Annotated in this window: 18 protein-coding genes; 6 read left to right on the top strand and 12 right to left on the bottom strand. The window is 73.6% G+C overall.

Annotated elements, in window-relative coordinates; all coding sequences use genetic code 11:
• The first annotated feature begins 20 nt into the window (after positions 1-20).
• The gene (locus tag ACTMS9_RS04170; protein ID WP_441164163.1) at positions 21-2,570 is read left to right on the top strand and encodes a transposase; all 2,550 of its coding nucleotides are present in this window, start codon (positions 21-23) and stop codon (positions 2,568-2,570) included.
• A 361-nt stretch (positions 2,571-2,931) separates the two neighbouring features.
• Here ACTMS9_RS04170 and ACTMS9_RS04165 read toward each other — a convergent pair whose 3' ends face one another.
• The 4 genes from ACTMS9_RS04165 to ACTMS9_RS04150 form a co-directional block, all read right to left on the bottom strand.
• A complete protein-coding gene (locus ACTMS9_RS04165) occupies positions 2,932-3,525 on the bottom strand; it encodes a GTP-binding protein (protein WP_088964027.1) in 594 nt (197 codons plus the stop codon).
• 1 nt (position 3,526) lies between these two features.
• The gene (locus tag ACTMS9_RS04160; protein ID WP_088964879.1) at positions 3,527-3,904 is read right to left on the bottom strand and encodes a DUF742 domain-containing protein; all 378 of its coding nucleotides are present in this window, start codon (positions 3,902-3,904) and stop codon (positions 3,527-3,529) included.
• A gap of 102 nt (positions 3,905-4,006) precedes the next feature.
• Positions 4,007-4,411 (bottom strand): roadblock/LC7 domain-containing protein, encoded by a 405-nt coding sequence (locus ACTMS9_RS04155; RefSeq protein WP_132186590.1) that lies wholly within the window; start codon positions 4,409-4,411, stop codon positions 4,007-4,009.
• The gene (locus tag ACTMS9_RS04150) at positions 4,408-8,028 is read right to left on the bottom strand and encodes a nitrate- and nitrite sensing domain-containing protein (protein ID WP_441147348.1); all 3,621 of its coding nucleotides are present in this window, start codon (positions 8,026-8,028) and stop codon (positions 4,408-4,410) included. Before ACTMS9_RS04150 ends, ACTMS9_RS04155 begins: the two co-directional genes overlap by 4 nt.
• 385 nt (positions 8,029-8,413) lie before the next feature.
• Between ACTMS9_RS04150 and ACTMS9_RS04145 the strand changes: the two genes are divergently transcribed.
• Entirely contained in the window at positions 8,414-8,824 is a 411-nt protein-coding gene (locus tag ACTMS9_RS04145) for a hypothetical protein (RefSeq protein ID WP_441164162.1), read from the top strand.
• Here the strand turns inward: ACTMS9_RS04145 and ACTMS9_RS04140 are convergent, their stop codons facing one another.
• Positions 8,825-9,901: an adenosine deaminase gene (locus ACTMS9_RS04140; protein WP_441164161.1), complete on the bottom strand. Its 1,077-nt coding sequence runs from the start codon at positions 9,899-9,901 to the stop codon at positions 8,825-8,827.
• A gap of 112 nt (positions 9,902-10,013) precedes the next feature.
• Between ACTMS9_RS04140 and ACTMS9_RS04135 the strand changes: the two genes are divergently transcribed.
• Positions 10,014-10,646: an RNA polymerase sigma factor gene (locus ACTMS9_RS04135; protein ID WP_377604621.1), complete on the top strand. Its 633-nt coding sequence runs from the start codon at positions 10,014-10,016 to the stop codon at positions 10,644-10,646.
• The gene (locus ACTMS9_RS04130) at positions 10,579-11,229 is read left to right on the top strand and encodes a hypothetical protein (protein WP_441164160.1); all 651 of its coding nucleotides are present in this window, start codon (positions 10,579-10,581) and stop codon (positions 11,227-11,229) included. The genes ACTMS9_RS04135 and ACTMS9_RS04130 overlap by 68 nt, the downstream gene beginning before the upstream one ends.
• A gap of 43 nt (positions 11,230-11,272) precedes the next feature.
• Here ACTMS9_RS04130 and ACTMS9_RS04125 read toward each other — a convergent pair whose 3' ends face one another.
• Complete coding sequence (locus ACTMS9_RS04125; RefSeq protein ID WP_441147356.1) at positions 11,273-11,686, bottom strand: PPOX class F420-dependent oxidoreductase; 414 nt, start codon at positions 11,684-11,686, stop codon at positions 11,273-11,275.
• Positions 11,687-11,744: 58 nt separating this feature from the next.
• Here ACTMS9_RS04125 and ACTMS9_RS04120 point away from each other — a divergent pair, with 58 nt between their 5' ends.
• Positions 11,745-12,248, top strand: a complete 504-nt coding sequence (locus ACTMS9_RS04120) for a MarR family winged helix-turn-helix transcriptional regulator (RefSeq protein WP_441164159.1) — start codon at positions 11,745-11,747, stop codon at positions 12,246-12,248.
• 48 nt (positions 12,249-12,296) lie between these two features.
• On the top strand, positions 12,297-13,181 hold the full coding sequence (locus ACTMS9_RS04115) for a putative RNA methyltransferase (RefSeq protein WP_441164433.1): 885 nt from the start codon (positions 12,297-12,299) through the stop codon (positions 13,179-13,181).
• A gap of 7 nt (positions 13,182-13,188) precedes the next feature.
• On the opposite strand, the gene ACTMS9_RS04110 is transcribed toward ACTMS9_RS04115, so the two are convergent.
• The 6 genes from ACTMS9_RS04110 to ACTMS9_RS04085 all read right to left on the bottom strand — a co-directional run bounded on the left by ACTMS9_RS04110 (position 13,189) and on the right by ACTMS9_RS04085 (position 20,326).
• A complete protein-coding gene (locus ACTMS9_RS04110) occupies positions 13,189-13,869 on the bottom strand; it encodes a DUF4272 domain-containing protein (RefSeq protein WP_154939685.1) in 681 nt (226 codons plus the stop codon).
• Positions 13,870-14,003: 134 nt separating this feature from the next.
• Positions 14,004-15,284 (bottom strand): thymidine phosphorylase, encoded by a 1,281-nt coding sequence (locus ACTMS9_RS04105; RefSeq protein WP_441164158.1) that lies wholly within the window; start codon positions 15,282-15,284, stop codon positions 14,004-14,006.
• Between the two features lie 55 nt (positions 15,285-15,339).
• Positions 15,340-16,050, bottom strand: coding sequence for a cytidine deaminase (locus ACTMS9_RS04100; RefSeq protein WP_088964039.1), 711 nt, complete (start codon positions 16,048-16,050; stop codon positions 15,340-15,342).
• Positions 16,051-16,199: 149 nt separating this feature from the next.
• Positions 16,200-17,480: an ABC transporter permease gene (locus ACTMS9_RS04095; RefSeq protein WP_441164157.1), complete on the bottom strand. Its 1,281-nt coding sequence runs from the start codon at positions 17,478-17,480 to the stop codon at positions 16,200-16,202.
• A gap of 3 nt (positions 17,481-17,483) precedes the next feature.
• Positions 17,484-18,713: an ABC transporter permease gene (locus ACTMS9_RS04090; protein ID WP_441147638.1), complete on the bottom strand. Its 1,230-nt coding sequence runs from the start codon at positions 18,711-18,713 to the stop codon at positions 17,484-17,486.
• Positions 18,714-18,811: 98 nt separating this feature from the next.
• Positions 18,812-20,326 (bottom strand): ABC transporter ATP-binding protein, encoded by a 1,515-nt coding sequence (locus ACTMS9_RS04085; RefSeq protein ID WP_441164432.1) that lies wholly within the window; start codon positions 20,324-20,326, stop codon positions 18,812-18,814.
• Between the last annotated feature and the right edge of the window lie 91 nt (positions 20,327-20,417).

The following is a 20,417-nucleotide window of genomic DNA, read 5'->3' as shown; positions in this document are numbered from 1 at the left end:
CTCTGGCAGAGAAAAGACCTGTGTCCCGGGAGGAGGACGACGCCGTGGCGCTCGTGCGCGTGTACTGCGGTCTGGCCTCGGCGGATCCGGCCGACCGACCGGCATCGGCCGGATCGTCGCTGACGTCCGCTGTGGTCGACGACGCAGGCCGGCTGCTGCATGTCTGCGAGATCGGTGACGACCCGACGGGCTACGCCCAGCTGGTCGCGCTGCTCGTGGAGCGGTCGGGCGGACCGAGTGGCGCGGCGATCGCGGCCGACAGCGACGACCACACGGTCACCTCGCTGCTGAGCGCCGCCGGGCGTCCACTCGCGATCGCCGACGACGACTCGGTCGACGACTTCGCCGAGCGCTTCGCCGACGACGACTCGCTGGAGGAGATGCAGTCGCCGCCGGCCGAGCGGCGGGCGGTGGGCCTGGCCCGCGCCCTGCAGGCCGGGGCGCTCTCCGCGGTCACCCTGCCGGCACCCCGGGACCTGGCCGGCTTCAAGCAGGTCCTGGCGGCGCACGCCGCCCTGTCCACCGGTCGCCACTCGGCCGCCGTGGCGCTGCGCGAGGTGCTGCGCGAGCTCTACCCGGCCGCCCTCCGGGCGTACCCGGACCCGGCCGAGCCGGTGTCGCTCGCGGTGCTCGACGCCCTCCCCGAGCCCGGCATGCTCGGCGGCACGACCGCCCAGGGGCGCGACATCTCGGTCGCCGCCGAGGCGGTGGCCGCGCACCTGGCCGCCGACGGCGTGGCCGATCCCGACGAGATCGATGCCGCCGTCACCGCCCTGCGGGTGGCCATCTCCGAGACCCCCCGCCGGGCCACCGTCAACCGGGCGCTCACCTCCGCCGTCGCGGAGACCGTCCGTCAGGCGGTCGCCGCGGTACGGGCCTGCGACGCCGGTTGCGAGGCCCTGGTGGGCGCGCTCAGCGCCCGGGTCACCACGCCTGTTCCGGCACCCGGCCGGCGGGCCGCCGCCCGACGCGGCGAGCCGGTCGGCGAGCTGTCCGCCCTCGGTGGCGGCACGACGGGGCTGCGTACCGTCCGGCCGGCCGAGCCCGAACGCCCCACCCCCACCGGCCGGCGCAGCCGGCCCGAGCCGGTCTCCGGCGGGTCACTGCCGTCCATCCCCCGGCCGCTCGGTCCGCCGCCGGTCGCACCGGCCCCGGTCGCGCCGCCACCGGTCGCGCCCGCGCCGGTCACTCCCGCCGCCGCGGCCAGCCCGACCTCGGCGCCGCCGTCGCGTACCGACCCGGGCATGCCCGCCGTGCGCCGCGGCACCGACCCCGGCATGCCGCTGGTCCGCCGGGGCACCGACCCGGGCATGCCCGCCGTGCGCCGCGGCACCGACCCGGGCATGCCGCTGGTCCGCAGGGGCACCGACCCGGCCATGCCCGCCGTGCGTCGGGGCACCGATCCCGCCATGCCGGTGGTGCGTCGGGACCCCCCGACCAACCGTCCGGTCTCCGCACCGCCCCCGCCGCCGCCCGGCATCACGCCGATCGCCCCGGCGCAGCGCGGCAATGTGCCCCCCGCCGAGGCGGGCGAGCCGTTCCGGCCGACCCTGACCACGGCGGCGATCAACAGCGCCCGCGCCGAGCGGCAGCGCACGGTCATCCCGCCCCGCCCGAAGACCAACGGCGCGTTGTCGGCGCCCACCGGCGGCTTCAGCGCCACCGACCTGAGCATCCCGGTGCCGACCCCGCGCCCCGAGGCGGAGTCCGCTCCGCCCGGTTCCCGGGCGAACTGGCCGCTGGTCAACAACCCGGAGGACCCGGCCGACAGCTCCGCCAACAACCCGGTCGTGCCGTCGTACGGCGAGCGCGCGGGCCGGCAGGTGGACGCGCCGACCGACCCCGGCTCGGAGCGTCGGGTCACCCCGCCGTGGCTCGCCGACGACCTGCCGCCGGAGCCGCCGATGCTGCGGCTGGTCGAGCCGCCGCCGCTGGCGGACCGGGCCCTGCGCGACGGTCCGGCCCCGGGCGGTGACCCGCGCCTGGAGACGCCCCCGCTGCGGCTGGTCGACCGCGAGGAGGCGAGTCGTTCCGGGCGTGCCTCCCGGGCGGACCGGCCGGGCCCGGAGCGCCGGCCCGAGCCGGCGGAGCGCCGCCCCGCACCGATGGAGCACCGGCCCCCGCCGATCTCCGACGAGGGCGACGGCGACCTGCTGATCTTCGCGCAGGCCAGGTCCGCCTGGTTCGTCGGGCACAGCGAGGAGGAGTCCGAGCTGGACTGGTCGACCACCGCCGACACCGGTTGGCAGGCCGCCGAGCAGGCGGCTCGCCCGGCGGTCGGCGCGGAGACCTCCGCCGGCCTGCCCAAGCGGGTCCCGCAGGCCAACCTGGTGCCCGGTTCGCCGCTGCGCGAGGAGCGTCCGCTGCGGATCGTCCGCGACGCGGCGAGCCTCGCCGAGAACACCACCGGCTACTTCCGCGGCTGGCGTCGCGGCCAGGAGATCGGCGGGTTCGCGGTCGGCGGGCGACCGGGTCGTGAGTCAGCCGGCGGCTGGGACTTCAGCCGCGACCCGGCCGAGCGCGACGACGACCGCGAGTACGAGTTCCGGTCGGCCGGCTACCGTTCCTGAACCCGGGTAAAGCGCCTTCCACCTGCTGGCCGGGTGGTACGCCTTCGCGCCGATCCGCACGGCGGGATGGAGCGCGACTCGCTGGCGTCTACCAGCTCACCCAGGGGAGCTGGGCCCGGGTCTCCTGACCCTCGGCCAAGCCCTCTCCCGACCCTCTTCCCACCCGCAGCCCCGGGCACCGGCACCACCGGCGCGCGGGGCTGCTGGGCGCGCGGGGCTACGGCGCTCGGGGCTGTCGGTGCGTCCACTCGGGACCGGGTCAGCAGGCAGCGGAGCGCCGCCAGATCGAGTTCTGGCTGGCCCGGGACGCGCAGACGCGCCCGGCGTCGGCCGAAGCCGCCACCGGGCGCGTCGAGGCCGGTCAGGCCGGGGCGACCGCGCGCGAGCGGCGCATGGTCAGCACGTACTCGACCAGCGAGATCAGCACGTGCTTGGTCGACTCCCGGTTCCGGGCGTCGCAGGCCACCACCGGCACGTCCGTCGAGATCGCCAGCGCGTCCCGGACATCCTGCGGGTCGTGGTACTGCATCCCGTCGAAGCAGTTGATGGCCACCAGGTACGGCAGCCGCCGGTGCTCGAAGAAATCGATCGCCGCGAAGCAGTCGGCCAGCCGGCGGGTGTCGACCAGGACGACGGCGCCGATCGCGCCGCGTACCAGCTCGTCCCACATGAACCAGAACCGCGTCTGGCCCGGCGTACCGAACAGGTACAGGATCAGGTCCCGGTCGATCGAGATCCGGCCGAAGTCCATCGCCACCGTGGTCGTCGTCTTGCCCGGCACCTGCCGGGTGTCGTCGACGCCCACGCCCGCGCTGGTCATGATGGCCTCGGTGGTCAGCGGCGTGATCTCCGAGACCGAGCCGACCAAGGTCGTCTTGCCGACGCCGAATCCACCGGCGATAACGATCTTCGCCGACGTCACGCGCCCGCTCGGGGCCGGCGGCCGGTGCGACATGTCAGAGCCTGCGAAGTCCACTCAGCACCCTCTCCAGCAGTTCAGTGCCCACCGCGTCGTCGGAGTCGTCCAGGATGGTCGGCTCGTGGACCGCGACCAGGCCATCCGTCGCCATGTCGGCGATGAGCACCCGGGCCACACCCAACGGAAGCTGCATTCGCGCCGCGATCTCGGCCAACGACTGCACGCGTCCGTCACACAGCGCGGCGATGTACTGGTGTTCGCGGCCCTGACCGCCGTTGCCACTGGCAGCGGCGCGACCGCGCACCGTCGTCTCGACGAGCGCCTCCATGGCGATGTCGAGCCGGGGACGGGTACGACCACGGGTCACGGCGTATGGACGGACCAACGCTCCGGTTGGCTCGTCACGATCGGCCATGTCGCCGCTCACCTCCTTCGTACCCGGCACCGGCTCTCGCCCGGTGGAACTCGTCGTTGTTGTCGTGTCGTTGCTGCCGTGCCGACCCGGTGGTCAGCTCGGTCAGCCCATCATCCCGACGGCCGTGCGGGGCTGCGGGGTCAGCGCGTCGCCCACCCGGTCGACCAACAGGGCCATCTCGTAGCCGACCTGGCCCACGTCAGAGCTGCGGGCGGCCAGCACCGCGAAGGAGGAACCGTCGGAGATGGACATCAGGAACAGGAAACCGTTGTCCATCTCGACGACGGTCTGCAACACCGCGCCACCCTCGAAGCAGCGGGCCGCGCCCTGGGTGAGGCTGACCAGACCGGAGGCGATGGCGGCCAACTGGTCGGCCCGGTCGCGCGGCAGGTCCCGTGACGACGCGAGGAGCAGGCCGTCCGCGGAGACGGCGACCGCGTGCGCGACACCGGGCACCCGGTCGGCGAAGTTGGCGAGGAGCCAACCGAGATCCTGCGTAGTTGTCATCCTTCTTGCTCCTTCTGCCCGCTACCGGCCGCCGGGCCGGAGCCAGACTGCGAGGATTGCTGCCCTCCCGGAGTCGCCTCCGAGCTGGTGGGGTTGCTGTCCGAGGGGTTGCTGCGCCCGCGCTGCACGCCGCGGTGGTAGGCCGACAGCAGACCACGCACCGCCTCGGGCGTACGCCGCTGCGCCGAGATGGTCGGCTTCTCCACCGCGCCCGGGACGAGCTGGGCCATCGGCGTCCGCTTCGGCAGACCGGTCTCGGTCGTGGCCGCCACCGGCACCTCGGAGGCCGCCACGGCGGCACGCCAGCCGTCGTCGGCCGCGGTCTGCCAGCCGGCCGACTGCGGGGCGGTGGGCCGGCGGGTGGGCAGACCCTCGGCCTGACCGGGGCGGCCGCCGCCGTTGGTCGCCGAGCCGTTGTCGCGCGGCGTCCCTCCGGCCATCGGAGTGTTTGCCATCGGTGCGTTACCTGTCGTCCGTGGTGCGGTGTTCGGGACGGAGCGACCGGGGGCGTCGACGGCGGGCATCTGCTGGGTCGCGGTGCCATTGGCCGCCGGCTTGGCGGCCGCGGCGGCAGCGGCCGCCTCCTCCGGACCCGGCTTGCGGGAGGTACGGAACCAGGCCGACTCGAGCTCCCGGAAGATCGGCAGCTCCATCGTCTCGTCCGCGTACCGCTGCCGGTTCGCCGTCTCCTGCGGAGTCGGCGGCCGGTTCACCGGGGCCGGCTGCGCCGCGCGGACCTGCGGCGCGGCGGGCTGCCGCACGGCCGGCGGGGTGGCCGGCGCGGACGGCTGCGCGGTCTGCTGGGTCGGCTCGGGGCGTGCGACCCGGGGCAGCTCCGTGGTCATGTCCAGCGCGGCGGCGAGCCGCTCGGGCACCGGCGGGGCGGCCTGCTCCTGGTTCGGCACCGGCGGCCAGGCCGGCGGGGCGGCCGGGCTCGGCGGGCTCTGCCGGGGCGGCGCGGACGCCGGCTGGGCGGAGACCGGGGCGGCCGACACGGGCTGACCCGAGTACGGCTGGGCGGAGACCGGGTGCCCCGAGTACGGCGAGGCCGGCGGTGCGGAGTACGGCGAGGCCGGCGGCGCCGAGTACGGCGAGGCCGACACCGGCGGGCCCGAGTACGGCGAGGCCGAGACCGGGTAACCCGAGACCGGGGCGCCGGAGACCGGCGGGAGCGGCGGCGCGGACACCGGCGGGACCGGCGGCGCGCTGTAGGGGCGGGCCTCCGGGCTGCTCGGCAGCTGCCGCGGGATCACCGGCTGCTGGCCGGTGACCGGGTCGGTGTCGCCGGACCGCCGCTGCGGCAGCGGGTCGATCTGCTGCCCGTTGGTGGAGCGGGGCGTGAAGCCGTCGTTACCGTTGAGCGCGCTGGCACCGGTCAGGTCCGACCAGGCCGGCATGGAGCGCCCCCCGCCGGCGTTGGCCGGCGAGCCGTGCGGGGCCGGGTCGAACGCCCGCCCGCCGAGGGTGACCTGGTTGCCGGACTCGCCGGTACGCGGGGTCGGCGTCGGGCCGTTGCCCAGCGCGGGCAGCGCGCCGAAGGCCGGGGCCGCGCCGAAGGTCGGGGCCGCACCGAACTGCTGCGGGCTGGGCGTGGCCGCGGGCAGCGCCGGGGCGGGCTGGCCGCGACCGGTGAGCGCCCGGGGGACCAGCACGGAGGTGGGCATGGTGACCTCGGCCACCGTGCCCCGATCGGAGCCGGGACGCAGCTCGACCTTGACGCCGTGCCGCGAGGCCAGCCGGGCGACCACGACCAGGCCCATCATCCGGGAGACGGCGACGTCGACCTGGGGCGGCGTGGCGAGCCGCTCGTTGAGGTCGCCCAGCTGCTCCTGGCTGATGCCGATGCCGTGGTCCTCGACGTAGAGGGTGGCCCGGTCGCCGATGCGGCGCGCCTCGACCATGACCTGCGAGTCCGGCGGCGAGAACGCGGTCGCGTTGTCGAACAGCTCGGCGACGAGGTGCACCATGTCGTTGACCGCGTGGGCGGCGACCTCGATGTCCCGGTCGATGATCCCGAACTCGATCCGGGTGTAGTGCTCGACCTCGGACTGCGCGGCGCGCAGCACGTCGATCAGGGCGGCCGGCTCGCGCTGCACCCGGGTGGAGTCGGCACCGGCGAGGACCAGCAGGTTCTCGTCGTTGCGGCGCATCCGGGTGGCCAGGTGGTCGAGCTGGAACAGCTCGGCCAGGCGGTCCGGGTCCTCCTCGCCGCGCTCCAGCCGGTCGAGGTGACCGATCAGCCGGTCGACCAGGATCTGCGAACGGCGGGCGAGGTTGACGAACATCGTCGCGACGGAGGAGCGCAGCGCGGCCTGCTCGGCGGCGGTGCGGACCGCCTCCAGGTGGACCGCGTTGAACGCCTCGGTCACCTGGCCGAACTCGTCCTTGCTGCGCACCGGCAGCGGCTCGGCGATCTGGTTGGCCAGTTGCGCCGGGGAGAGCTGGCCGCTGACCTGCGGGTCGCGCAGCCGGGCCACGGCCTGCGGCAGGCCGTACTGGGCGATGGACAGGGCGCCCTGGCGCAGGTCGCGCAGCGAGCGGGCCATCGACCGGGCGACCAGGTACGCGAAGAGGATCGCCAGCAGCAGCATGCTCAGCAGCAGGCCGGTCTCCAGGAAGACCTGGCGCTGCACGTCGGAGCGGAGTTCGTCGGCCTGCCGGACCACGTTGCCGTCGAGCTTGACCTCGACGGCACGGATCAGCGCGGCGTTGGAAACCATGGCCGCGTCCCACTGGTCCGTGCCGAACTCGACCCCGGCGATGCTCTCGGTGTCACGGGACTTGATGAAGCCGCTGTAGGCCTGCGCCTGACGCAGGTCGGAGCCGGCGACGGTCTGCCGGTACAGCTCGCGCTCGGACTGGTTGGCGACCGACTGGAAGGTCTGTGTCGCCAGTTCCCCGCCCTGCTGGCTGCGAATGAAGTCGTCGCGCAGCGGAGCGATGTACGCCTTCTGCAGGAGCACCCGGTGCACCGCCACCCGGCGCAGCGACAGGAACTCCTTTTCCCGCGCGACGGCCGCGGCGGCCCGCATCCGGTCGCTCAGGTCGTTGTCGCCGGCGAGCTGGGTGGTCGAGTCGCGGACGCTCATCAGCTGGTCGATCAGGCCCTGGTACGACCCGATCGCGTTGCTGAGGCTGAGCTTGCCGTTGTAGACCTGGCTCCGGGTGCCGGGCAGGTCGCTCAGATTCTGGTCGATCCGGTCCAGCAGCGTCTCGAGGCTGGCCGGGAGATCATCGATCTCCAGCCGTTGCTGCGAGTACGGCGCCTTGGCCCGGTCGACCCGCTGGTTGACCCGGTTGTACGCCTCCTGGTACTGGTCCCGGGGCTGGCCCTTGGGCGCGCCCAGCAGCAGGACGGCGGCGGTGCGCTCGTCCTGGAGGCTGTTGACCAGGTCACCCGAGTACCCGACCAGGTTGGCCAGTTCGCCCGCCCGGTTGGCATTGTTGAGCGTCTGCAGGTGGTCCACCAGACCGCTGGTGCCCACGACGACCGTGGCGATGGTCGGCACGATCATGATGAGACCGAGCTTGGACCAGATCGGCATGTCGCGGAGCCGGCCAGCCGGCCGGCGTAGCCGCGACAGGAAGGAGCCCGCCGTCTTCGGCCGTTTGCTCACGTCACCGCCCTCGCGATTGCAGCGTCCCCGCGTTGCCCCGGGCAACGCCCAGCGACCGACCCGGCGGGTCGGACCTCCGAGATTCCATCACGCCGCCCCGGAAAGAGAAAGCCCAGGTTGGCGGTCGCCGAAGGTGTGATGAGATGTTGATGCAATTTGATAGCAATCCGTCTGGCCGGAGTTACCGAACGTAATGGAATATCGTCACCGCGTTGTCCTGCTCGCTGGCCCCTCCGGCTCTGGAAAGTCGTATATAGCCCATCGAACCGGACTTCCGGTGCTCTGCCTCGACGACTTTTACAAGGACGGCGATGACCCTACGTTGCCGCGCCAGAACGGACAGGTGGACTGGGACTCGCCCGACTCGTGGGATGCCGGGACGGCCGTGGACACAATTGCCCGACTGGCCCAGGAGGGCAAGGCCGAAGTGCCGGTTTATGCGATCGGTGCCGACCGACGGGTGGCCACCCGGCCATTCGAGGTGGCCGGATCGCCACTTTTCGTCGCCGAAGGGATCTTCGCCGCCGAGATCGTCGAGGAGTGCCGCCGCCGGGGGCTGCTGGCCGGGGCGTACGCGCTGCGGCGCCCGCGCGGCACGACCTTCGTCCGCCGGCTGACCCGCGACCTCGCCGAGCAGCGCAAGGCGCCGAAGGTCCTGCTGCGGCGCGGGGTGGCGCTGCTGCGCGCCGAGCCGGCGGTGCTGCGCCGGCAGACCGGGCTGGGCGCCGAGGCCGCCCGCGCGCGCGACGTGCTGCGGCGGGTGGCCGGCCTGGTCGCCAGCCACCCGCACCACTGATCAGGCCAGCAGCTTCGCGTACGCCGGCTTGATCACCTCGTCGATGATCCGCAGCCGCTCGTCGAACGGGATGAAGGCGCTCTTCATGGCGTTGATGGTGAACCACTGGAGCTCCTTCCAGCCGTAGCCGAAGGCGTCCACCAGCAGCGCCATCTCCCGGGACATCGAAGTGCCGCTCATCAGCCGGTTGTCGGTGTTGACCGTGACCCGGAACCGCAGGTCGCGCAGCAGCCCGATCGGGTGGTCGGCGATCGAGGCGGCGGCACCGGTCTGCACGTTCGACGACGGGCACAGCTCCAGCGGGATGCGCTTGTCCCGCACGTACGCGGCCAGCCGGCCGAGCACCGGCGGCGGCCCGGGGGTGATGTCGTCGACGATCCGTACCCCGTGCCCGAGCCGGTCCGCGCCGCACCACTGGATGGCCTGCCAGATCGAGGGCAGCCCGAACGCCTCGCCGGCGTGGATGGTGAAGTGGAAGTTCTCCCGCTGCAGGTACTCGAAGGCGTCCAGGTGACGGGTGGGCGGGAAGCCCGCCTCGGCGCCGGCGATGTCGAAGCCGACCACCCCGGTGTCCCGGTGCCGCACCGCCAGCTCGGCGATCTCCTGCGAGCGCGCGGCGTGCCGCATCGCGGTCAGCAGGGTGCCGATCCGGACGGGCGTGCCGGCCGCGGCGGCCTGCTCGCTGCCCTCGACGAAGCCGGCCACCACCGCCTCGACCACCTCGTCCAGGGTGAGGTGCTGCTCCAGGTGCTGCTCCGGGGCGAACCGCACCTCGGCGTAGACCACCCCGTCGGCGGCCAGGTCGAGCGCGCACTCCCGGGCCACCCGGCGCAGCGCCGGCGCGGTCTGCATGACGGCGACGGTGTGCGCGAAGGTCTCCAGGTAGCGCTCCAGCGAACCCGAGTTCGCCGCCTCCACGAACCAGCGGCCGAGCGCCTCCGGGTCGGTGGTGGGCAGCTCGTGACCGACCTCGGCGGCGAGTTCGACGACCGTCGCCGGCCGCAGGCCGCCGTCGAGATGATCGTGCAGCAGCGCCTTGGGGACCTTGACGATGTCCTCGTATCGGATTGCGACCATGCTCAGACCCTAGTCAGCCCCCGACCGACCCAGGGACGGGACCGCCGGGCCGGCGAGTCGCCGTGAACCGCACCACCCCGTACGGACATGACAGGGGCAGGGAGGGCGCGACATGACTGACGACCGAGAGCTCTGGGCCCGGAGCCTCGACGGTGACACCACGGCCTTCGGCACGCTCTTCGAGCGGCACGCGGACGCGGTGTTCGGCTACTGCCTGCGGCGTACGGGAGCGTGGTCGGCCGCGGAGGACCTGGTCTCGGTGGTGTTCCTGGAGGCCTGGCGACGAAGACGGGCGATGGTGCCGTACGGCGCGAGCGTCCTGCCCTGGCTCTACGGCATCGCGCTGGGCGTCAGCCGCAACCACCACCGGTCGCTGCGGCGGCACCGGGCCGCGCTGGACCGGGTGCCGCCGCCCGAGCCCGCCGCCGACCACGCCGACGCGGTCGTCGAGCGGGTGGACGCCGAGCGACGGGTGGCCGCCGTGCACCGCCACCTCGCCGGGCTCGCCCGCCGGGACCGGGAGGTGGTGGAGGCCTGCGTCTGGCTCGGACAGACCCAGGCCGAGGCCGCCGTCACGCTCGGCATCCCGCTGGGCACCGTCAAGTCCCGCCTGGCCCGGGCGCACCGTCAGCTGCGCACCGGCGTGCTCGCCGACCTCGCGATGGAGGACCGACCCGATGGACCACAGCCCGCTCCGCCCGGACCTGCCGCACCTGCCCGCCGAACGGGTCCGCGTACGCCGTGACGCGCTGCTCCGCGAGATCGCCCCGGCGCGGCGGCGACCGGTGACCGCCGCGCGACGGCGACTAGCCGTCGTCGCCGTCGGGCTCGCGACGCTGGCCGCGGCCGGCACGGCGGCGGTGGTCGCCGGCCGCCCGCAGCCACCCGCGGGGACGACGACGACGCTGTCGGCGAGCGCGCCGGCCTCCGACGGCACGGTCACGGTGACCGTGGCCGACACCGCCGACCCGACCCGGGTCAACGAGGAACTGCGTCGCATCGGTGCCCGGGCGACGCTGGTCAAGACCCGGCCGGAGGCCGCCTGCCCGCCCGGGGACCGGGGCGCCCAGGTGCGATCGGACCCCTCCGTCATGCTCGGGCCGGACGCCGCCGTGACCTTGAACAGACCCGAGGACGGGCTGCTGGTGATCCATCCGGACCGGATCCCGGCGGGGCTGATGCTCGCGGTGCATCTGCGGCAGCAGGAGGCGAACGGCAGCTATCTCTCGGGCTGGGCGTTCTATCGGCTGCCCGGGCCCGGCTGCGTGGTCGCCGGAGCGCACCGGTCGTTCGACGAGCCGGCCCCGAGCGGGAGCGGCCCCCGCTGACCGGGCCGGTCGACCGGGTTCAGGGACGCGACGGTGAGCCGGCTCAGGGTCGCCAGCCGTAGACCCGCTCGACGGCGAGCCGGATCACCAGCCGCCCGTCGGCGACCATCGCCGCCCGGTACTCCGCCCAGTCGGGGTGCTCGCCCCGGATCCGGCGGTAGACCTCGACCAGCTCCTCGACGGTGGCGTCGTCCTCGGTCGCGGCGGGCGGGGTGAGGGTGACGATCCCCTCGGCGACGGCGTACGCGCCGCCGTCGGGGGTGGTGACGTGGAAGCTGGCCCGGGGGTCGCGGCGCAGGTTGCGCGCCTTGGCCCGGTCGCCGACGGTCGAGCAGCGGATCAGGCCCGGCTCGGCGAGGTAGTCGAGGTTGGACAGCTGGGGCCGGCCGTCGCGGCGCAGCGTCACCAGGACGCCGCGACCCCGCTCACCGAAAAGCTCCCACAATCTGGTTGACATGTCACCAACCTAGGAGCGATGTAGATGACGTGTCAACCATCCGGCTAGGCTGGCCGACATGGACGCACCCCGCTGGCTCGACGACCGCGAGAACCGCGCCTGGCGCGGCTACCGCCGGATGCGCCGGCTGCTCGACCTCCAGCTGGCCCGCGACCTGATTCGTGACGCCGGCCTCTCCGAGCCCGACTACGACGTGCTCTCGGATCTCTCCGAGGCGCCGGACGGGCGGCTGCGGCTGGGCGAGCTGGCCGACCGGATGCTCTGGTCGCGCAGCCGCCTCTCCCACCACCTGAGCCGGATGCAGCAGCGCGGGCTGGTCATTCGCGAGGAGTGCGCCACCGACGGCCGTGGCTCGGTGGTGGTGCTCACCGCCGAGGGCCGACGGGCGATCGAGGCCGCCGCCCCCGGCCACGTCGCCGCCGTCCGCCGGCACCTGATCGACCTGCTGGAGCCGGACGAGCTGGCCGCGCTCGACCGGCTCACCCACCGGGTCGTCGACCGGCTGGCCGGGACCGGCGCCGCCCAACCCGCGTCCGGCCGGGGCCCCGAGCCGCTCACGTAGGCTCACCGGGTGACCGCGCCGCACCCGCCCGAGCAGCCCCGGGCCGGGATGCCCCCGGCCGTGCTGGCCCGGCTGCGCTGCCCGGTCTGCGCCGAACCACTGGACGCGGCCCCCGACACCCGCGCGCTGCGCTGCCCGCGCCGGCACAGCTTCGACGTCGCCCGGCAGGGGTACGTCAACCTGCTCACCGGCCGCGCCCCGCACGTCGGGGACACCGCCGACATGGTCGCCGCCCGGACGGACTTCCTGGCCGCCGGGCACTACGACGTCATCTCCGCCGCGCTGGCCGAGGCGGCCACCCGGGTCGCCGGCCCGATCAGCGCCGGCCGGCGGGCGGACGGCGAGCCGGACGTCGGGGCGTACCCGCTGGTGGTGGACGCCGGGGCGGGGACCGGCCGGCACCTCGCCGCGGTGCTGGCGGCGCTGCCCGACGCGGTGGGTCTGGCCCTGGACGTCTCCAAGCCGGCGCTGCGCCGCGCGGCCCGGGCCCACCCGAGGGCCGCGGCGGCGCTGGCCGACACCTGGCAGCGGCTACCGCTCGCCGACGCCTCGACCGCCGTGCTGCTGAACGTCTTCGCCCCGCGCAACGGCGCCGAGTTCCGCCGGGTCCTCGACCCGGCCGGGGCGCTGCTGGTGGTCACCCCGACCGACGCGCACCTCGCCGAACTGGTCGACGCGCTCGACCTGCTGCGGGTGGACCCGGCCAAGGCGGACCGGGTCGCCGACAGCCTGGCCGGTCACTTCACCGAGGAGCGCGGCGCCGCGCACACCGCCCGGCTACGGCTGAGCCGGGCCGAGGTGGCCACCCTGGTCGGGATGGGCCCCAGCGCCTGGCACACCGACCCGGAACGGCTCGCCGCCCGGATGGCCGCGCTGCCGGAGCCGGTCGCGGTCACCGCCGCCGTCCGGCTCACCGTCTGGCGGCCGCGCTGACCCCGGCTCAGGTGGAGAGGTCGACCTCTTCCCAGCCCGGCGGCTCGTCGTGGTACGGCCCGCGCAACATCACCGCCCACTCCAGCGCCCAGCGCCGCTGGCCGATCGCGTTGGCGTCGACCAGCCCCGGCAGCGGCTGGCCGCGCTTCTCCGCCTCCAGGTACGCCCAGTCCAGGCAGTAGTGCAGATCCAGCAGGGCGGCGGCGTCGGCCGGGTGCTGCGGCGCGGCCAGGATCCGGGCCCGCCACTGGCCGAACGTCTCCCCGCCGGCGAGGTGCGGCATCCGCTCCACCAACCGCTCGTCGACCGGGATGGTCGGGTCGAGCTGCTTGCTCAGGCCGAGCACCCAGGCCAGCGAGAAGAGCGCGTCGTGGTGCAGCACGAACGAGCGGTGGTCGCCCTTGCCGCCCATCACGAACTGCCACTCGGGCGGCGTGACCATCTCGACCAGGTGCGAGTCGAGCAGCCAGCTCATCGCCGCCTGCGGCGGCATCCCGAAGCAGCGGGCCAGGATCAGGTGCAGGACCGCGATCCGCGCCTCGATCTCCCCGGTGGGACGCAACTCGATCTCGTCACCCGGCTCCCACACCAGCGGAAACTGGGGAGGCGGCAACGGCAGGCGCAACCGGGACAGCTCGTCCAGGCTCGCCTCACGGACTTCCCGGGGATCGGGGGCGGGTACCAACACGGTCGAAGTCCCTGTCTGCTCGCGCCGGCGTCACCGCCGACCTCTCCCCCTGGGCTGGGAGAATAGCGCCCGTGGCGGGTCGGCACCATGCCGAGGTTCCCCCACCGGCCGACCGGTCGCGGGCGGTCGGCCGTTCAGCCGATCCGCTCGATGACCAGCGACGACGGGGTCGGCGCGGTGGGCGCCAGCCGGACCGCCAGCTCGGCCTCGGCCCGCGCCGCCGGGATCCGGGTGGCCTGGTCGGCGCGGAGCTCGTAGAGCGGGTCGCCGGCCCGGACCGGGTCGCCGGGCCGCTTGTGCAGCACCACGCCCGCGGCGGCGCTGACCGGGTCCTCCTTGCGGGCCCGCCCGGCGCCGAGCCGCCACGCGGCCACCCCGATCGCGTACGCGTCGACGGACTCGACGAAGCCGTCGGCCTGGGCGCGGACCACCTCGACCTCGTTGGCGGTCGGCATCGGCGCGTCCGGGTCGCCGCCCTGGGCGCGGATCATCCTGCGCCAGGCGTCCATCGCCCGCCCGTCGCGCAGCGCGGCGGCCGGGTCGGCGTCCGGCAGGCCGGCCGCGTCCAGCATCTCCCGGGCCAGTGCCAGGGTCAGCTCCACCACGTCGGCCGGGCCGCCCCCGGCCAGCACCTCCACCGACTCGGTCACCTCGACCGCGTTGCCGACGGTCAGGCCGAGCGGGGTGGACATGTCGGTGAGCAGGGCGACGGTCCGCACGCCGTGCGCGCCGCCCAGCTCGACCATCGTCCGGGCCAGTTCCCGCGCGTCGTCGACGGACTTCATGAACGCGCCGGAACCGACCTTGACGTCGAGCACCAGCGCACCGGTGCCCTCGGCGATCTTCTTGCTCATGATCGAGCTGGCGATCAGCGGGATCGCCTCGACGGTGCCGGTGACATCGCGCAGCGCGTACAGCTTGCGGTCGGCCGGGGCCAGCCCCTCGCCGGCCGCGCAGATCACCGCGCCGACCTCGCGCAGCTGGGAGATGAACTCGTCGTTGCTCAGCGCCGCCCGCCAGCCGGGGATCGACTCCAGCTTGTCCAGCGTGCCGCCGGTGTGCCCCAGGCCGCGCCCGGACAGCTGCGGCACCGCGCCGCCGCAGGCCGCGACCAGCGGGGTGAGCGGCAGGGTGATCTTGTCACCGACCCCGCCGGTGGAGTGCTTGTCCACCGTCGGCCGGGAGACCGGCGAAAGGTCCAGCCGCTCGCCGCTGGCGATCATCGCGGCGGTCCACCGGGCGATCTCCGGCGGGGTCATCCCGCGCAGCAGGATCGCCATGGCCAGCGCCGACATCTGCTCGTCCGCGACCAGCCCCCGGGTGTACGCGTCGACCACCCAGTCGATCTGGGCGTCGCTCAGCACTCCCCCGTCCCGCTTGGTACGGATGACGTCGACCGCCGTGAACGCACTCATCGTCGAGTTCCTCTGCTTGTTGGTTCTGCTGATCGGCGGTACGCCGCGCAGGGGTTCAGCCCGCGGGCCAGCGGGTGGGGATCTCCATCGGCGGTTCGCCCTCGCCGGCCCAGAAGATGGTGCCGCTCGCGTCGACCACCACCACCCGGGGCGTCCGGGCGTGCCCCCAGGTGATCGCCTCGGCGGGCTCGTCCCAGCTCGGGCCCTCCTCCAGCACCCCGGTCTCGGCGCCCTCGGCGTCCCCCGCCGACCGCTCCCAGTACGCCGTCCAGACCTGCTGCCCGGCGGACATGTCGGGGTGCACGAAGACGGTGCCCCGCCCCCGCCAGGCGGCCAGCCGCTCCGGCACCACCGGAACCGGCTGCTCCCCGGTCACCGCCTCGATGTCGGCCACGTCGAAGGCGTGCGGCAGCAGCTCCGCCATGCGCAGCGGCCGGCCCTTGGACTCGACCAGGCACTCCGGCCCGCCGTTCTCCCAGAGCAGCTGCCGGCAGCGCCCGCACGGCATCAGCGGCTCGCCGGTGGCGTCGACGCAGGACATCGCGACGAGCCGGCCACCGCCGCTGGCGTGCAGGGCGGAGACCACCCCGCACTCGGCGCAGAGCGTGACGCCGTACGCGGCGTTCTCCACGTTGCAGCCGGTCACCACCCGGCCGTCGTCGACCAGGGCGGCCGCCCCGACCGGGAACTTCGAGTACGGCACGTACGCGTGCCGCATCACCTCGGTGGCGGCGGCCCGCAGTCGCTCCCAGTCGATCTCGGTCATCCCACCATTCTGCCCAAGTCACCCTGGTCGGGCGCGGGAAGGGGTATCCCTGGTGTCCGCCGACACCAGCCCGCACCCGCCCGGCCCGGAAACGACCGTGCCCGGCGGGGTATCCCCCACCGGGCACGGATCTGGCCTCTGCCGGAGGCTCAGCCCTTGATGTACGGCTTGCCGTCGGCTGCGGGAGCGCGCACCCGGCCGACCAGACCGGCCACCGCCAGGATCGTCGCCAGGTACGGCAGCATCGCCAGGAACTGGCTCGGGATGCTGCTGCCGATCGCGCCCAGGTAGGTGGCGAGCTGGTCGGCGAAGCCGAAGAACAGGGCCGCGAGCAGCGCCCCGGTCGGGCTCCACCGGCCGAAGATCAGCGCGGCCAGGGCGATGAAGCCCTTACCGCCGATCATGTTCTTGGTGAAGCTGTAGAGCGCCAGCGTGTAGGAGGCACCGCCGATGCCGGCGACCACGCCCGCCAGCAGCACGTTGCGGTAGCGCAGCCCCAGCACCTTGACGCCGAGGGTGTCCGCCGCGGTCGGGTGCTCGCCCACCGAGCGGGTCCGCAGGCCCCACCGGGTGCGGAACAGCGCGATGTGGATGACCAGCACCAGCAGCAGGCCCAGGTAGAGGAAGATGTTGCCGCGGAACAGCGCCGGCCCGATCAGCGGGATGTCCTTGAGCAGCGGGATCTCCCAGTTGGTGAAGCGGGGAGCGCTGTTGTACTTCTGCGCGTTGGTCTGCATCAGCCGCTCGTAGAGGAAGCCGGTGATGCCGACCGCCAGCAGGTTCAGCACGACACCCATGACCACCTGGTCGACCAGGTAGCGGATCGCGAAGACGGCCAGCAGCAGCGAGATGAACGCCCCGCCGATCGCCGCCGCGACCAGGCCGACCCACACGCTGTTGAACATGCTGCCGAAGAGCGCGCCGCTGAAGGCGCCCATGAGCAGCTGTCCCTCGATCGCCACGTTGACCACGCCGGAGCGCTCGCAGAGCACGCCGGCCAGCGCGCCGAAGATCAGCGGCAGGGCCAGGATGAAGGTGCCCCGGACGATGTTGACCAGCGGCATGAAGTTGCGGCCCTCGGGGGCGGCCGACACCTGCCAGCAGAGGAAGCTCAGCACGAAGGCGACCAGCCCGACGCCGAGCGCCAGGGTGAACCAACGCTTCGGGATCCCGGCCAGCAGGGTGGCGCCGGCCGCGGCGGCGATGATCCCGAAGAGGATCGCGCCGATCGTGCCGTTGATCTCCAGTGCCGCGCCGCCCTCGGTCTCGCTGAGGGTGAAGCGCGCCTGCCGGTCGGTGGCGAGCGCCCCGAAGAGCGCGGCGGCGAGCACGCCCAGCGCCAGCAGGACCGCGCCGATCTTGCGGTTGCGGGTCCAGAACCCCTCGTCGACCGTGGCGACGGCGACGTCGGGGACAGCCATGGTGGACATGCCTTACCAGCCCTTCGCCAGGCTCGTCTGCAACCGGGCGGCGCGGGCGGCCCGGAGCTGGAAGATCGCCTTCACCAGGGCCGGTGCGGCGATGAAGATGACGATCAGCGCCTGGAGCACGGTGACCAGCTCCAGCGAGATCCCCGAGTACGACTGCATCCGGTTGCCGCCGGCCTGGAGCGCGCCGAAGAGCAGCGCCGCCAGCAGCACGCCCCACGGCTTCACCCGGCCGAGCAGGGCCACCAGGATGCCGTCAAAGCCGATCTGCGCGACCACCAGCGGGGTCAGCGCGTTCGCCGTCGAGCCGAGCACCATCTGGCTGCCGCCGAGGCCGGCGAGCAGGCCGGAGATCACCATGATCAGGACGTACGTCCGGGTGACGCTGATGCCGGCGGTGCGGGCGGCGTCCGGGTTGGCGCCGACGGCGCGCAGCTCGAAGCCGAGCGTGGAGCGGTTGAGCAGCCAGGCGACGAACCAGGTGACCAGCACCGCGAGCAGGATGCCGGTGTGCACCCGCAGGTCGTCGCCGAGCAGTCGGGGCAGCTGGGCCGAGGAGTCGACCGGCTTGCTGATCGCGTCGGAGCGGTCCGGGTTCTGCACCCCGTTCTGGATGATGACCCAGGAGAGGAAGTAGACCGCGACGTAGTTGAGCATGATCGTGTTGATCACCTCGTGCGCGCCGGTCCGGGCCTTGAGGATGCCGGGGATGAAGCCCCAGACCGCACCGCCCACGGCGCCGGCGATCAACGCGACGAGCAGGTGCACCACCGGCGGCAGCGGCAGGGCGAACCCGGCCACCGCGGCGAGGATGACACCCATGGTCGCCTGGCCCTGGGCGCCGATGTTGAACAGGCCGCCCCGGAAGGCGAGCGCGACCGACAGACCGGTGAAGACCAGCGGCGCGGTGTAGGTGAGCGTCTCGGAGATCGGGCTCAGCACCGCCTGGAAGCCGGACGCCTCGGGGTCGAAGACGGCACCCTTGAACAGGTTCGCGTACGCCTCGCTGACGACCGTCCAGCTGGAGTTGATCGCGTCGCCGGGCCGGGCCGTGATGTAGCTGTAGGTGGCCAGCACCTCCGGGTCGGACACGATGATCAGGACCGCCCCGAACAGCATCGCCAGCACCAGGGCGAGCACCGTCACGGTGACCGTGTTGGCGGCCCAGAGGTTGTCCAGGAAGAGCCGGCCCAGGGTGGGGCGGGGCTGCTCCGTGGGCTGCTTCGGGGCGGTCATGGTCGCGCCGCGGTCGGTGTTGCCGGCCTCGTCCTGCGCCGCCTGCGCCTCGGTCGCCGGCTCCTTGTCGGGGGAGCCCGACACCGGGTTGGGGTTGCTCATGCCTCGTCCTCGTTACCAGGGCCTTCGGGGGCGGGGGCCACGGCACCGCCGGGCTCGCCGGCGGCGTCCGGGGTGATGCCGGCCATCAGCAGGCCGATCTCCTCGCGCGGGGTGTCCGGGCTGACGACGCCGATGATCCGGCCGCGGTACATCACCGCGATCCGGTCGGCCAGGCCGATCACCTCGTCCAGCTCGCTGGAGACCACCATGACGGCGGTGCCCACGTCCCGCTCGCGGATCACCTGGCTGTGGATGAACTCGATCGAGCCGACGTCCACGCCCCGGGTCGGCTGGGCGGCGATGAAGAGCTTCAGCGGCCGGGACAGCTCCCGGGCCACGATCACCTTCTGCTGGTTGCCGCCGGAGAGGGTGCCCACCGAGGCGTCGGCGGAGGAGGTACGGACGTCGAACTGCGCGATCCGCTCCTTGGCCGACTTCGCGATGGCGTCCGGCTTGAGGGCCAGGCCCTTGCCGAAGGGCGGCCGGTCGTAGATGTCCAGGACCAGGTTCTCCGCGACGGAGAACTCCTTGACCAGGCCGTCGACGCTGCGGTCCTCGGGGACGTAGCCGACGCCGGCGCGTAGCACCTTCTTGGTGGACCAGCCGTGCATCGGCTCGCCGTCGAGGGTGACCGTGCCGGCGAGCGCCGGGCGCAGGCCCATGATCGCCTCGATCAGCTCGGTCTGGCCGTTGCCCTGCACGCCCGCGACGCCGAGCACCTCGCCGGCGTGCACGGTCAGGTCGACGCCGTCGACCGCGCGGATCCGCCGGTCGTCGTCGACCACCAGGCCGGAGACCTGGAGCATCGGCTTGCCGGGGGTGGCCGGCTGCTTGTCCACGGTGAGCCGGACGCTGCGCCCCACCATCAGCGCGGCCAGCTCGTCCCGGCTCGCCTCCGGGGAGGCCGTGCCGACGGTCTTCCCGCGCCGGATCACGGTGATCCGGTCGGCGATGGCCTTGACCTCGCCGAGCTTGTGGGTGATGAAGACGATCGACTTGCCGGCGGCCTTCAGCGACCGCATCACCGTGAGCAGTTCCTCGGTCTCCTGCGGGGTGAGCACCGCGGTCGGCTCGTCCAGGATGAGCAGGTCGACGTCGCGGGTGAGCGCCTTGACGATCTCGACCCGCTGCTGGATGCCGACCGGCAGGTCCTCGATCACCGCGTCCGGGTCGACCCGGAGGTTGTACCGCTCGGAGACCTCGGCCACCTCGCGGCGGGCCCGCCGGCGGTCCAGGAAGCCGGCGATGCCGCCCCTGACCTGCTCGGCGCCGAGCATGATGTTCTCGGCGACCGTGAAGACCGGCACCAGCATGAAGTGCTGGTGCACCATGCCGATCCCGGCCGCGATCGCGTCGGAGGGGCCCTTCAGCTTCAGTGGCTGGCCGTCGACCAGGATCTCGCCCTCGTCGGGCTGGTAGAGCCCGTAGAGCACGTTCATCAGGGTCGACTTGCCGGCGCCGTTCTCGCCGAGCAGGGCGTGGATCTCTCCAGGCTCCACCGTCAGGTCGATGTGATCGTTGGCGACCAGATCACCGAACCGCTTGGTGATGCCGCGCAGTTCGAGTCTCAGCGCAACCTCCTGGAGTGCGAGCGATGGTGCA

It is taken from the genome of Micromonospora sp. L31 (assembly GCF_052068075.1).
Lineage (GTDB): Bacteria > Actinomycetota > Actinomycetes > Mycobacteriales > Micromonosporaceae > Micromonospora > Micromonospora purpureochromogenes.
Note: the sequence above shows the minus strand (reverse complement) of the source record. Positions and strands in the feature narration are given on the sequence as shown.

What these genes read in the sequence shown, in the direction of transcription:
- ACTMS9_RS04160 (WP_088964879.1), bottom strand. Translation starts at nt 3,904, where the DNA reads ATGGCCGATCGTGACGAGCCAACCGGAGCGTTGGTCCGTCCATACGCC.
- ACTMS9_RS04100 (WP_088964039.1), bottom strand. Translation starts at nt 16,050, where the DNA reads ATGACCGAGATCGACTGGGAGCGACTGCGGGCCGCCGCCACCGAGGTG.
- ACTMS9_RS04095 (WP_441164157.1), bottom strand. Translation starts at nt 17,480, where the DNA reads ATGTCCACCATGGCTGTCCCCGACGTCGCCGTCGCCACGGTCGACGAG.
- ACTMS9_RS04120 (WP_441164159.1), top strand. Translation starts at nt 11,745, where the DNA reads ATGGACGCACCCCGCTGGCTCGACGACCGCGAGAACCGCGCCTGGCGC.
- ACTMS9_RS04130 (WP_441164160.1), top strand. Translation starts at nt 10,579, where the DNA reads ATGGACCACAGCCCGCTCCGCCCGGACCTGCCGCACCTGCCCGCCGAA.
- ACTMS9_RS04135 (WP_377604621.1), top strand. Translation starts at nt 10,014, where the DNA reads ATGACTGACGACCGAGAGCTCTGGGCCCGGAGCCTCGACGGTGACACC.
- ACTMS9_RS04115 (WP_441164433.1), top strand. Translation starts at nt 12,297, where the DNA reads ATGCCCCCGGCCGTGCTGGCCCGGCTGCGCTGCCCGGTCTGCGCCGAA.
- ACTMS9_RS04090 (WP_441147638.1), bottom strand. Translation starts at nt 18,713, where the DNA reads ATGACCGCCCCGAAGCAGCCCACGGAGCAGCCCCGCCCCACCCTGGGC.
- ACTMS9_RS04155 (WP_132186590.1), bottom strand. Translation starts at nt 4,411, where the DNA reads ATGACAACTACGCAGGATCTCGGTTGGCTCCTCGCCAACTTCGCCGAC.
- ACTMS9_RS04165 (WP_088964027.1), bottom strand. Translation starts at nt 3,525, where the DNA reads ATGTCGCACCGGCCGCCGGCCCCGAGCGGGCGCGTGACGTCGGCGAAG.
- ACTMS9_RS04125 (WP_441147356.1), bottom strand. Translation starts at nt 11,686, where the DNA reads ATGTCAACCAGATTGTGGGAGCTTTTCGGTGAGCGGGGTCGCGGCGTC.
- ACTMS9_RS04105 (WP_441164158.1), bottom strand. Translation starts at nt 15,284, where the DNA reads ATGAGTGCGTTCACGGCGGTCGACGTCATCCGTACCAAGCGGGACGGG.
- ACTMS9_RS04140 (WP_441164161.1), bottom strand. Translation starts at nt 9,901, where the DNA reads ATGGTCGCAATCCGATACGAGGACATCGTCAAGGTCCCCAAGGCGCTG.